8 protein-coding genes are annotated in these 13409 nt (G+C 39.8%); 3 read left to right on the forward strand and 5 right to left on the reverse strand.

The window, feature by feature from the left end; translation table 11 throughout:
• Window positions 1–193: 193 nt before the first annotated feature.
• Window positions 194–3451, reverse strand: coding sequence for a P-loop NTPase fold protein (locus tag AC3CKG_RS16295; RefSeq protein ID WP_488528591.1), 3258 nt, complete (start codon window positions 3449–3451; stop codon window positions 194–196).
• Between the two features lie 936 nt (window positions 3452–4387).
• Between AC3CKG_RS16295 and AC3CKG_RS16300 the strand changes: the two genes are divergently transcribed.
• From AC3CKG_RS16300 to AC3CKG_RS16310, 3 genes are all read left to right on the forward strand, one after another.
• On the forward strand, window positions 4388–5263 hold the full coding sequence (locus tag AC3CKG_RS16300) for a nucleotidyltransferase domain-containing protein (protein ID WP_488528592.1): 876 nt from the start codon (window positions 4388–4390) through the stop codon (window positions 5261–5263).
• A 77-nt stretch (window positions 5264–5340) separates the two neighbouring features.
• A complete protein-coding gene (locus AC3CKG_RS16305; protein ID WP_488528593.1) occupies window positions 5341–5895 on the forward strand; it encodes a Cap15 family cyclic dinucleotide receptor domain-containing protein in 555 nt (184 codons plus the stop codon).
• A 74-nt stretch (window positions 5896–5969) separates the two neighbouring features.
• On the forward strand, window positions 5970–6500 hold the full coding sequence (locus AC3CKG_RS16310) for a hypothetical protein (protein WP_488528594.1): 531 nt from the start codon (window positions 5970–5972) through the stop codon (window positions 6498–6500).
• Between the two features lie 133 nt (window positions 6501–6633).
• On the opposite strand, the gene AC3CKG_RS16315 is transcribed toward AC3CKG_RS16310, so the two are convergent.
• The 4 genes from AC3CKG_RS16315 to AC3CKG_RS16330 are packed head-to-tail and all read right to left on the reverse strand — an operon-like array spanning window position 6634 to window position 13287.
• Window positions 6634–8001, reverse strand: coding sequence for a tyrosine-type recombinase/integrase (locus tag AC3CKG_RS16315; protein WP_488528595.1), 1368 nt, complete (start codon window positions 7999–8001; stop codon window positions 6634–6636).
• Complete coding sequence (locus AC3CKG_RS16320) at window positions 8001–8531, reverse strand: hypothetical protein (protein ID WP_488528596.1); 531 nt, start codon at window positions 8529–8531, stop codon at window positions 8001–8003. The genes AC3CKG_RS16315 and AC3CKG_RS16320 overlap by 1 nt, the downstream gene beginning before the upstream one ends.
• Window positions 8528–10951, reverse strand: coding sequence for an integrase (locus AC3CKG_RS16325; protein ID WP_488528597.1), 2424 nt, complete (start codon window positions 10949–10951; stop codon window positions 8528–8530). Before AC3CKG_RS16325 ends, AC3CKG_RS16320 begins: the two co-directional genes overlap by 4 nt.
• Entirely contained in the window at window positions 10945–13287 is a 2343-nt protein-coding gene (locus AC3CKG_RS16330; RefSeq protein WP_488528598.1) for a hypothetical protein, read from the reverse strand. Before AC3CKG_RS16330 ends, AC3CKG_RS16325 begins: the two co-directional genes overlap by 7 nt.
• Window positions 13288–13409 lie beyond the last annotated feature (122 nt).

Consider the following 13409-nt stretch of genomic DNA (forward strand, 5'->3'; position numbering starts at 1 on the left):
ATAGTAACTCCAAGAAAAAGCAGGGATACCCGAGGCTCTCAAAGTTAGTTTAAAGCTAAGAACCGTATGTGGCAAGCAAACTTCTGCCCCAAAGTTTGTTTGGGTATATCCAATTGCTTTGTTCTTATGCCGCTTCTATCAAAGAACTATCTGACAAAACTATCATAAGGTTCTCAAACGTTATCTTATGATATTAAGCTTCTTCACTTTCTTCAGATGTTAGTTCTCTCTTTGGCTCTTCAAGAACGAACTCCTCTAGCCTACCAATGTCAAAATGTTCCCAAATGTTCTTTATCGCCTGATTTAAGTCGACAGAGTACCCCCCCCAATCAACGGCTATCAAAGTATCTGTATTTGCCTCAAACCAATCTACAGTGCTTTGTGATTCAGCATTTTCAATTAAGTGAATAACAACACTCTTAGAAGCGTCACCTTCAAAAGGTGGAAGATAAATATACTCCCCGAAGTTATTGACTAATATGTACTTTTTTTCAAAGGGGTATTGCTCATTTAATATGTTTGCAGAGATCTTGCGCTTTATTTTACCACATGATGTTTGTGGTAGAATGTTTAATATATTTATCACAAAATCTGCGGTCTCTTTATCATTAAAATAACTTTCCTGATTTTCTATGATGCTAGCAGTTACAAGTGAACTTTTAATCAGTTTCTTGTCATTAGTGGAGTACCAATTGACAATTTCTTGCAATTGGGGAGACCTATTTTTAATGGCCCCGTACCAAAAGTCTTTATCGCGCTCTTTTGAATCAAACCAATTGATTATGAATTCTTGCCAAGATAAGTCAATTGTTAGAGCATCTATTAGAAACTCAGGTGTCCACTTAAGAACAGCATGTTTATCACTACCTAAAACAAACCTTTCCCACCCAAATAACTTTTCTAGTGTCTCTTTTAGCATCTTCTCATCTAGATAGTCTTTCATTTTCGGGTAATAGTTATCAGTAATCGAGCTGATTTTGAGAGCATTTACTCGATTCATTCCAATATAGCTGTAAATTAGCACCTTAATGTCGCTAGGTAAGTCATCATTATTCGTGGAAGAAAGTAGACTATCGAACCGATTAGCAAATGATAAGTAGTTCTTTAGGTAGGGCATAACCAAATTTTCTACATAGTAATGCTCTAAGATGTAATCTAGTAAATACGAGTCAGCATACGCCCTTGCTGCATTGTTTGAAGCCAAAGTTGATACGATAGCGAGTGCAGTCCATTTAGGGAGTATAGTTTTACTTTTGACTTCGGAAAGGCGGTCAACCAGTGCTTCAGATACACTTGTCGAGCAAAAGTCAGAACATAACAACACATGAGAATACTGGTGTTCAGTAAGTTCAATGTCAAAGTAACTACGTGATGACTTGAGGGCTTTATTTCCTTCTCCTGAAAAAGTAACTTCTCCAAGTTTATAAAACTCTGAAACTTTTTCTATTAGGCCAGATGTGAGCTGGAGATCACTGTCCAATACGAAGTTTAGTAGCTTGATTAAATCCATATTCTTAGGTTGGTTCTGAATATTCCATTTAGGGAAGTCTTCGATCAGATCCCAGAGAGTATTTACAAGCAACTCGGGGGTTGGTTTTTGGATGAAGTAAGGGGTGTTTGCGTATCCTATAACTGATTCGATATCATAAAGCTGAGGCAACAAAGTATCGAGGCTCTCTCCTTTACTGATATCGTCTTTTATAGTGTTGGACAGTTGCTTATGCTCTGAAATAAGCCTGTTGGTCGAAATGTCGTATTCAGCCTCTAGTATAGTTCTATATGATTCTATAACTACTTGGTTATAGCCAAGACAGTTTCCCTCTTCCTGCTTTAAATATGTATTTATGTTCGGTATCCATTTTGTTACCCAAGCACAATGTTCGTCGTTGTCAAAATTTGCTTCTGATAAAACGTTGACATACTCATAAGGATCTATAGTTCCCAATAATCGTTGAAAGGCTACATCAAATCCAAACAACGGGGTAAGTTCAAAAAGATCTTCAAAATCAGAACGTGATATAGCGCTTTTCAAAGGCGACTCTAAGAGCTCACTTTTGGCGACATCAAAGCGAGTCTGATAGTGTATAGACATTATTTGTGAAGACCATTCATCATCAGTTAAGGTTTTTCTGAGTATCTTGTGTGTCAATGAAACCAGTTGCCTCGAATTCTCTTCTTTTGGATCATTGTTTGAGGAAATTATATCCCTAAATGATAACTTGTTTGAACGCTGTGCCAATAGATATGCTGAGCAAGCTACTGGCGAAACGACTTCAGGGTTTGAAGCGAGTGCTACAGCAATTTCATTGATGTGTGTTTTCAGAAAACGAGGAGTGATCTGTTTGTGTTGTGTGACCCAAACATCAATAATCTCAGCGCAGAGCTCTAGGCCACTGTAATTTGGAAGTGTTTCTCTCCAGTAATATTCAAAAGGTTCTCTCCAACCAGCGGATACAACTGGCGGGGTTCGGAATTTTACAGGCAACCTTTTCAATATAAACTCTGACCCATCTGCTACATCATTATCAGATAAAGCAGCAGCAACATGTTTTTCAGAAAAAGGGACGATTACACGTAGGTTATCACCCTCAAATGACGTAAATGTCTCGAGATCACTCCAAACCTCTCGTACTTTCTCATTATCAACGCGGTCCAAGTTGTCAATGACCAATATGACATGTTTATCAATTGGAATAGCAGATACAATCTTTTGGAAAGCTTGTTTTAGTTCGCTAGCACCAACCTCTCTAGTGACATGCAGTTTTTCAGTTATTTTGTCTTCCGAGTTTCGTTTGAAAATATCACCAATATTAGGAACCTTCCTATCATCTTCATTTTGATTCTGTTCTTGAGTGCGCTGGTAACGCATCAATAACGCTACAGCAATGGGTGATAAACCTAAAAACGTCGTGATAGTTTCTTCTACTCCGAATGTATATGTAGGAGCATCAGAAAGAAGGAAGCGAGCTGTGTTTAGAATGTGCTCTAGAGATTCCTTAGCGTACCTAACAGAAAACATTAGAGAAATCGCGAATGAAATAGTGTACCAGCTTAAGTTACTTGTAACTTTTTTAGTGTATGTTAAATCATTACCCAGCGCTCTATCTGCAGCTTTTTGCACTTTTCGTTTTGTTCTTTTGGCGTCAGGTGATGAATCGGAGCCAAATAGTTCAATAACGCAATCGCGAAAGTGTTTTATGAAAGATGCTTTTGTCGAAGAGTGATGGAATTGCTCAACATCAAATGTGATAAATTTATATTCTTCTCTAGGCAGCTTTTGTTCTAGTAAACGTAGTACTGTACTCTTTCCTGAACCAAGTTCTCCCTCTAGCCCGATGGCATGAATGTCCTTTTGGTTTAAAATTACATCTTTGATTGCATTTGCAGCATTACTATGACCGCTACTATCAAAAAGATCTTTATCTGCTGGTTTTTCTATTTGATATCTCATGACACACCTATTTACCCGTATGTGCATATAGTATCATCTGGTCGCTTATGCTTCACCAGCCGATATGTTTAAACCCTTCATATTCGAGAGCAAACTCTAGGTTATTCCTTTCTTCTGGTAGATAACTTGTTTCACTGTTTAGGCTCTATAAATCTAAATCGTCTCTGCCCCAAGTCGTGTTTAGAACGCAAGAGACCATCATGAGATTTATTTGTGAAACAAGCTGTTTCCCAATTGCCCAACAGGCTGTTGGACAAACTCTCAGACTCAATTGTGCAAGAGGTCCTTGCACAATTGCGAAACAACCTGTTTCGTGAATTATTTCTGCCCCATTTAGCGTTACAAATCCATCACGCAGGCTGCGTCACGCAACTTGCGTGATAACTTACCTTTGCCCCAAAACGTGTTTCAGCGAGTGTAACTTACATTATTTTTTGTTTGTTTTTTATTCACACCTTGAAAGATCCCAATGTTGCCCAAAGATCGTGAATGAGGAATACCCTCTGTTACAATAAGGATATAGTTATGGGTTTGAAACCAGGTCCAAAACCAATTGCTAAATCGACAGGAAAGCCTGATCAACGTCGACGGGACAATAAAAAAACTCCAGGAAATACTCCAGGGTTAAAGCCTAGTAAATCCTCAAAATGAGACCAAATTACTTATCAATCAAAGTAATTTGATCTCTAATTATGAGCCAGAATTAGCTGTTCTGGCTCTTTTTGCTAACAGTTGTGAAACAAAGTTACGTTAGGTTGACGAGAGACAGTTGGCTTTTCCTAGCTTTAAAGTGCTCCCATTGTTTGTTTCGGGCGACTGAACATTCATTTCACCAGAGTGCTATTTGACTTACTTTTCGTAACACCAGTAATGTGTCACTCAGGCAGAGGCGATTCAGTGCGGTATTTAAATTTCAGCCTTTTGAAAGGATTAGCAATGAGTTTGGAAGATAAATTGTGTGGTTGGACAGGTCCTTCTAGTGCAACGGAGAAGGAAAAGCAGGATAGAACTGAGCGTATGATTCGTGAAGCGATAGATTCACACATACCATTCGATGGCTGCTCCTTAAAAGTCTTTGCAAAAGGTTCTTATGCCAATAACACTAATGTGCGTTCAGATAGTGATGTAGATATAGCTGTAGAATGCACAGATGTTCTATATTGGGAAGAATCAGAGAAAGATATTCATCCACCAGGAGACTCTTACGAAGGTATTTGGACTCCGACAAAATTGAGAGCTGAACTTATCTCTGCATTGGCAGCAAAGTTTCCTGGGCAAGTGGATTCGTCGGGGTCTACTGCGATACAGATAAATTCTAGCTCAGCGCGGGTGGATGCTGATGTTGTTCCATGTTTTAGTTTTCGTTATTACATGAAACATGATTCGAGGGATGGAACTAAAATATTTAAAAAAGATGGTAGCGATCTCGTCAACTATCCAATCCAGCAAAAAGAAAATGGTACAGCAAAAAATAACGCAACTAATTATGCTTACAAAAAAGGTGCTCGTTTACTTAAAAGAATTGAGAATGTTATGGCGGCAGATGGAACATTCCGAGAATTACCGTCTTTTTTCATGGAGTGTTTAGCCTACAATTGCCCAAATTCGGTATTTTCGCATTCAACATGGACTGAGCGGCTACGAGCCATGCTGTTATATATTTGGGATAATCTGCAAGGTGACGAGCCTGATGAGAATCGTTGGCTCGAAGTAAATGAATGTTTTTACCTGTTCCACTCAGGTCAAGAATGGACTAGAAAGGATGGCCGTGATTTTGCTATAACGGCCTGGAATTACTTTGGGTTCGAATAATGCTCACTAGACTGCATATATCTTCATTCATTGGCCTCACTATCGGAGTCTGGTTGATAGCTCTTTGGTTTCAAGGGATGCCTGTATTAAGTGCTGATTTCGTGAAGCCTTTTGGTACAGTTGTCGGTGCTATCACACTCTTTGTCACACTATTCAATAAATACCTTTGGTCATGGAAAATATTTAAAGGTTGGTATGTTAAGCGTCCAGATTTACGAGGAACATGGAAAGTTGAGCTGAAAAGTAGTTGGGTTAACCCTGAAACAGGGGAAAAAACGGACCCAATTTACGGTTACGCAGTTGTTCGACAGTCTTTAACAAATCTAAGCCTGAGATTAATGACTAAAGAGTCTCAATCAGTTCTTGTTGCACATAGTATTGAGCAACAAGAAGACGATGATTTATTCAAACTCGTTGGAGTGTATAGAAACGAACCAAAAATTGAGCTACAGGGTGTTAGGAGTGAAATCCATCACGGTTCTTTCGCTCTTGAAATTCATGGTTCTCCAGTAGAAGAGCTTGACGGGCATTATTGGACAGATAGGGCAACGAAAGGTGGCATGAAGTTATTCAATAAAGTCGACAAACTCTACGCAACATATGAGCAGGCTGAGCGCGAGCTGGACAACTAAAAAAGGCGTGCCTACGGGAAACGTTTTCCGTAGAGAGCGGCTTTAATGGTACTTGAGTAAATTAAGGCACAACCATGGATAAGTACACATTTATATCTGAAATGACTAAAGCATTAGCATGGCCAGCGACATTGATTGTTGTTCTACTACTTTTGCGTAAGCCTCTGATTTTATTAATACCGTCCATGCGTAAATTGAAGTTCAAGGAATTGGAGATGGAGTTCTCAGAACAGGTTCAAGCATTGAAGTCTGAAGCTCAACTTGATGAAACTTCTGGTATTGATACTCCAGCAATGAACATTCTCTCTTTTTCTACACGAGCAGCGGTATTGGAAGCGTGGATGGAACTGGAAAGTGTCGCAGCATCATTAGCTGCTTCTTTTTGGAGCACATCAAATACGTCTCCGTTTAAAAACTATGCGAAGCTTGGACATTACCTCCACCAGAGCGGTGTATTGAACGAAGCACAGCTTAAATCATTTGATAAACTCCGAAAACTACGGAATCAACTTGTGCATACAGAAGAAGTTGAACTCACAGAAAATGATGCGAAGGCTTATATTATGATAGCGTCGAGTCTAGTTAATCAAATTAAGGCACACTGATCTGCTCCAGTGATTATGTACACTCGCATGGGCGAGTTTGCCATACTTCAGTTAATTTATTTTTTGCTAAATTAGCAAAAGCGCAACTAGGAAGTATCCAAAAACGTGTTGTGTGACCGCTTGCTGATGAACTTTACTGTGACGAAGAGACAATACTTTTATCTATATCAGACTGAAAATCCCCTAACAGTCTCTTCATCTCACCGAGCGCTGCGGTAGGTGTTAGCACCTTCCTTGCAATCTGTTCTTCTAACAACTCAATCTGACGTTTTACTAGGTCAACACTCGACTTTAGAAAAACAGCATTATAAACCTCTGTGTAGCCGTTGATATCAGTAAAGGCGAGGTCAATATAGATATCTAAAGAACTAAGATTTGTATGACCAGTCCACTGCTGAAGCTGCATTTTAAATGTTTGCGTATGCAGCAAATGCTTTCGGAAATCATCTTTATCATTCACTTCTTTAGAAGCCAGAATAAGCCCTTTGAGCTTATCTGTAATGAATGCATGCCTCCATAAATGAGGATGCAACTCACCCTCAATGGCAAGCTCTTTTTTCCATAAGTTCAAGTAAGTTGTCCATGAGTCAGCAGATAAGCATCGCCCTGTTTTTAGGCTAATAAATAGGTAATCATGCTGAACTTTCTTCTTCCTCATTACCTTTTTACGCACTTTGATGTAATCCGCAATCACTGATAGCAAAATGTGTGGTACGGGAATCTTTCGAGTGGTGTTATCGTCCTTACGCTTTAAGGTGGTAAGGGTAATCATACCTGTGCGTCTTGCTTCCTCATAATCGGTCACTTTAATTAAGCTAAGCTCCGTTACACGAGCACCTAATTGCTCCATTGCGGTGTATAACGCCATGTCTCTTCTGCGTTTATCTTTGTTTTTCTGAGTCTTGATAAACTCCCACACACGCAAGGCCGCATCTTCTGAAACTGGGTGGCGTTTCTTGATCTCACTTTTTGTTGGCACGGCGGTATGGGTGACTTTAACACCCTCAACAAACCCTTTATAGCCCTCCTGTTTGCGCTTATATGGCTTTTCAAGAATCTGAATTGAGTTACCTTTATCCTTGCCTATAAAAGCACTCAAATCGTGAAAATCTTGGACAAACTTCAAAAACTCAAGACAGGTACGAGCAATAGTTCTAACCGTGTTGTTACTGCGAGCAAGTTCACCTAGAGGCGTTTTCTCTGCTTGTAACGACTGAATAAACAGTGTGAATGTTGCGTCGGTCAGTTGGCTAAATCGGCTCAGCATTGGCTGTTTTTCAAGAAAATGTACCAAATGAATTATATGGTGTGTAAACCCACGAATTGTGTCTCTTTTATGGCCTCTCAGCATCATCTGGTGAATATAAGCATTGGCTTCATAGCAAGGTGCATGATTACTGTAAGTAACAAAAGGGATGTCTAGGAGCTCACGAAAGATAAGCTTGCCATCAAACCCAAGATGACTCCACTGTTCAAAGTCTTTAAGCTTGCGAACCGCCATTAAACCTCCCCATTCAACGTGTAATTTAGCTCCGCTTCAATCTTCTTATTATGAACTAGGTAAAGTTCCTTTCGCTCTTCCACTGTTCCTTCATGCACTGCGAGTTGTTTTAGCTTGGAGCGCAATTCTGAAACAATAACGGTCAGTAAAAAATTGCTGCGCTGCGCTGCATCCAGTTTCGATTCAAGCTCTGCGACTTTATGCTTTAAACCCACTGCGGTTTGCTTGTTGCCTTTGGAAGCTTTCTCAGCGTGATGCGCAGCTTCTATCGCCAACTTTGCATTAATTCGCAATTCATCTAATGATAAGAACCCTCTATCTAAGAGTGCTTCTGAGATACTTTTGATCGTGTTTAGCGAACACGAAGTGATATTCCGCTCTTGGTTCTGATATTTAGCTATGGCCGATTGTGACTTTAGCGCTTTTTGTAGTTCTTCATCATTTTTAAACTCAGCAGGAGTTGCGAGGATTTCTTTCAGTAGCTTTTCTGTTTCAAGTACCTTGGTTTGGTTTTTCTCTAAAACTCTCATTGTCCCAACCCTCTATCAAGGTCTTTGATTTTTAAAATTAGATTAAAGGTTTGAGTGGTGTTCCCATCGCAATCTTCGACGGTAAAGAATTCTGGCTCAAGCGTGATTATCCCCTCTTCTAGAAGGTGGATAACCTCCGTTTCAATGTCCTGCTCTTTTTGAAGTTGACTAATGTGAGGTACGGTTAGATAAGATTCATCATCGTAATCTTCTACCGCTTCACTCACCGACTCTATTGTGAGTGGTATTGAGCTATCACCAGTCATTCGCTCTGCAATCATTTTGCGAACACCTTCTATTCCTTCGAGTTTGGCAAGTTCAGAGGTGGAATCGACAACACCACGGACAATTACACTGGCTTTAACCCCGTTTAGTACTGCCCCTGTCTCCGACTCTGAGATGTAGTGGTATAGATGTTCCATATCTGAATGTCCAAACATCCAACGCAAAGCATCCATACCATCAAATCCCCCAGACCAGAAGAACGCTATAGCAAAGAAGCGTCTTAATTGGTGTTGACGAACATAATTACGGCGGTATTCACCGTTATCGTACGCTACTAAGTCCGTTTCTAAGTAATCACACAAATCATCAAGGTGTGCATTAAAGGATGCGGGTACTACATGACTTAACTGGCAATATATTGAGTTTAAATTGTTAAACAGAGACAAATTTCCTTTGGATAGATTTAACTCGCTCGCTTTGATGTTAAATTGCTCTAGTTGCCAAACGAACCTTGCGATAGATAAAGGAATCGGTCTTTCTATTGTGGCATTTACCCCTTTTGAGCCTGTTTTTTTTACCTTAAATTTCAGACTGTACTCTGCTTTTTCACCCTCTGAAAAAGGATTAACATTAGGTGATAGGTTGCCATGTGATTTCATTTTGATTAATTCATCTTGCCTTCGAGCCATGATTACACCCACCAAGACCTGTATAGAGCCTTGCAGTACTGAGAACAAATCAAACAAGCTTTCGTTGGCTCGAATACGTTCGTGTCGCTTTTCAATGCTTTCAGTAAAGCTTTGAACCTGTTTTATTCCTTTTTTCAGGTATTCACAACTCAAGCAATCGATCGCTTCCGTTTCAAGCCAGTGACCACGATGCGAACCAGACATATCTCGATGCAATTCTTCATTCCAAGCTAGGCTCCCTTGTGATGGTCGAAGTGTATTGGAATGTTTTGCAGCAGATTTGCTTCTTGCTTTAGATAGCAGAGTTAACGTTTCATCCAGCAAAGTAACAGAGCCTTCCTCTGTAGGTAGATGTTCTTTGGCAAACTCATAGCACTGACAAATTAAATTAAACACAAATTTAGGCGGTAAAGTGCGAGTACGTCCTGCTTTTTTTAAGCTAACTAACCTACTAATGTGATCTGCACTGACACGCTCAGACAGAATTGAGGAGCTTGCTGCATCTTCACGCTCAAGGTTGGTATGAATCAATCGAATAGCTTCAATCCATGTCGAGATTGTTCTTCGATTCGTGCCTGATGAAGTATCTTTATTATCAACTGCACGATACTCTGACCCTCGTTTTGCCTCTTTGAGGTGAAGCTCTGGGTAACTGGGTAACTTAATGTTTTGATGAAGCATCTTGCCATCAAACAATAGTTCAACGAGCACAGCGCTATTGCCAGTGTATCTAATGGCTTCTCCAGATTGGTAATAACCTTGCTCAAAAAGCCACGCACACACCTTTTCTCTCTCAGCTAGAGATAAGGCAATTTCATCTTGAATAATGTTTCGTGAAATGTAGGGATACTTATCTTTAAACGCTTGAGCATCTGCATCTGAAATACTCTGAGACACATTATCCAGTAATACTTGAGTGCGCTTATCAATCTCGTACACGCCTTGGAAAATTCCGTTCTCGGCGTAGTTCGTCAATATGTTCAGCCAATAATCATCATTCACATTCAGGAGGTGGTATTTTGCCAGTTTTAGTCCTTTCGAGTGCAGCAAAATAGCATTGATGAGAACGATAACTTTGGTAACTTTTTTATAAGCCGTTATAGGGCTATTAATTTTTCCACCATTTTCTAATGGGTTATCTGCTGCTGTGATCCAGTATTTAAAACTGTTTAATAGTTTTTGATGCTTCGTATCCGTGAGCTTCTTACCATCGTCCAAGTAAACTTTGTCCCAATGTATCATTTTTTGGGTTTTGCTAAATGTTAGGACCCATTTGTTTGCAGGAAAGCTGGACTCTAACCATTCAGGCTGTCTGTCATCATAGCCGTAGATGCCTGCATGGATATTCGTGATGATATCTAATGCTCGATAGTCATCATTTGCTACTGAAAAATTTATGATTTGCTCAAGAGCCTCTGCACTTAGACCATTCAAGAGCGAATGGTCTAGCACTATGCCTTCAATGAGATTTGCAATAGAGGAATTGTCGATAGCAACACTTAACATAGCAGCGCCCCTTTAATTGAGTCAGCATCCAGTGCGTTATTGGTTGCAATATCAAGCGCTTCCATCAAATTATCATCAGCGTCATGCCTGCCTGAACTTAAAGTGTCTAAGACAAACACTGCTGATTGATACCAGTGATAAACAATGTCTAAAAAAGAATCCTCATCGTTGCTACTTTCAACAACAAGGCGTATTGCCATTAATAACTGCAAAAGAGAGGCGGATATTGTGTAGGTTAATTGGTCGAATACTAAATACTTTGAGGTTTCATTATCAATAGTGGCCTGCTGAACAAAACCATGATCGAAATGCTCTGGAATATTGCTGATACCATGGTTATTTAAGAACTCTTCGATGTCTTGAGCACTCATGTTCACAGCATCAAGTCGGTACACCGAATATTTCATGGCTTCAAGTAAAATAGCGTTCTGAAACTGACGTATCCAACGTGCATTAAAGAAGTCCATCAGTGGGTTTGGAAGATAAGAGGTCAGTAGATTTACATCTTTCTTTTTATGGCCAAGCGCCTCCGCAACGGCATCCATCGAGCGCGTTGCCAAGTAAATTTGAAAACCTCGGTGTCGTCTAATCGAGCGCAATGAGTGAATCTCAGAAATTGATTGGGCATCTGCTAGAGTGATATTACTGCTCTTATCAAAAAGCGAGTTGTCTTGAAGCCAATCATAAAAATCATTTGCCGAGGAAAGAGTGTTATTGAGGCTACTTGGGCGCACCGCGTTGGAAACGGTAGCGGTCAAAATCATCTTTCGCCAATTAACATCCCCCTTATCCTTTAAGTATTCACGACTCATGCGAGTGTGTTGTATCAAGAACTCTACTATGGATTTAGAAAGCGCATTAAGCACAATTTCTTGTTGTGCATTGGTAGTTCCTTTTCGTGATTTGTAACTCACCGCAATGTACTGGTTACCCACTTTCTTGTAGCCCACCATATTGCCACTTGCATCAAATAAGTCCCATTTAGCTAACCAAGAAGGCGTTATCAGAGGGTGCTCCATCACAAGAAGGGTTAAAAGAGCATTTAGTGTTGATTTGGTAGGTAAATTTAACTCAGTTTGAAGTTGGCTAGCATTACCAGCAAACCCCAAAAATGATTGATAGTTTGAGCTTTTAGGCGCTATACCGTGTTCATAAAATGTTGCAACCGTATTATCTAACTTATCTTCACCGACAAAGCTGTAATATTGAAGGTTGCCTAAAGTGTCACTCAGTGGCTTAACTGAACCTGTGCTCTGAAAAGCTTTATTTCTACCTTCTCGCTCTAGAAACTCCTCCAACTTCAGGAGGCATATATGCCTAATGTGCGCCATATCTCTATCTACACGTTGTTGAATAATTGAAACAGCCTCTTCATCTTTAATTTTGATTGGTATATTAGCAAACCACCTGCTGCTTTCTGACTGCGTTGCATTACCACCAATTGAAAAAGTGGGCGCTGCACCTTTCGGGTCTTTCCAAGCTGGAACGATGAATGGTTTGTGGGGTTCAGCTAAAACACCAGTATTTATAAAGCACTCTGTATAAAAGTTAATGATATTTCGCCACTTAGTGTGGAAACTCCTTGGGCAGTTCTGGGCGGCTTGGGAACGAACAAATAGCACCTTAAACACTTTGTGGAAAAAGGGCTGCACATGGTTGCGGCTCAGGAGGGCTTCTATTTTTAATTCGTCCCTTTCGTTATAGACTGTGGATATACCGGCAAAAAGGGTTTTGAGTGTGACTAACCCCTGAGCTAGAGATGTTGATTTTTGTGTATAAGCATAGTTTTTTAGAGCGAGATGAATCTTGTTTGTAAACGCTTCACCAAAATTCACATAAAGCATATCTAGGTGAACCTCAAAGCTTTTCCCTTCTTTTGATACCACTTGCCAGCCATTTAGGTAGTCAGCTTTTCTTTTATCTATATTAAGCTTTCGAAACTGTGCTAGACAGCTCGAAGCTCCTTCTGTCATTTTCAAGGTAGACAAATGCACTTCATCGAGAGTTAGTTGCTTATCTTGTGCAATGTGGCGAAAAATATTTTTTAATTCGCTGCATAGGCTATATCTGCGATGGATAGTGATATCATCACTGCCATAAATAAAACCAATGAGCGACTGGAAGTGTGCATTAAGTGAGTTTGAGTCATTCAATATTTCCAATGCAGTGTAGTTACCTTGTTCAACCAAGTAGCAGTAAGCCGCATAAATATTCAATACTTGCTGTATTCGTGTTTTTGAGACTGAGGATTCAGCAGCAAGTGTTAGGTAGTTAGAGTATTCGACTGACAGTGCCGTATTTAATAAAGAAAGCTCATTTAGTGTTTTGACGTTCACAATCGCATCCCACAAATTGACAACTAACAACCACTCTAGTTATCTGAGTAATTATTATCAATATAAAATAGAAATGTGGAAACACAAAAAAACCATATAAATCAACTTACAGTGTTAATTTT

This window comes from Vibrio sp. QJM3NY_15, assembly GCF_057785995.1.

What these genes read in the sequence shown, in the direction of transcription:
- AC3CKG_RS16320 (WP_488528596.1), bottom strand. Translation starts at nt 8,531, where the DNA reads ATGAGAGTTTTAGAGAAAAACCAAACCAAGGTACTTGAAACAGAAAAG.
- AC3CKG_RS16325 (WP_488528597.1), bottom strand. Translation starts at nt 10,951, where the DNA reads ATGTTAAGTGTTGCTATCGACAATTCCTCTATTGCAAATCTCATTGAA.
- AC3CKG_RS16295 (WP_488528591.1), bottom strand. Translation starts at nt 3,451, where the DNA reads ATGAGATATCAAATAGAAAAACCAGCAGATAAAGATCTTTTTGATAGT.
- AC3CKG_RS16310 (WP_488528594.1), top strand. Translation starts at nt 5,970, where the DNA reads ATGGATAAGTACACATTTATATCTGAAATGACTAAAGCATTAGCATGG.
- AC3CKG_RS16300 (WP_488528592.1), top strand. Translation starts at nt 4,388, where the DNA reads ATGAGTTTGGAAGATAAATTGTGTGGTTGGACAGGTCCTTCTAGTGCA.
- AC3CKG_RS16315 (WP_488528595.1), bottom strand. Translation starts at nt 8,001, where the DNA reads ATGGCGGTTCGCAAGCTTAAAGACTTTGAACAGTGGAGTCATCTTGGG.
- AC3CKG_RS16305 (WP_488528593.1), top strand. Translation starts at nt 5,341, where the DNA reads ATGCCTGTATTAAGTGCTGATTTCGTGAAGCCTTTTGGTACAGTTGTC.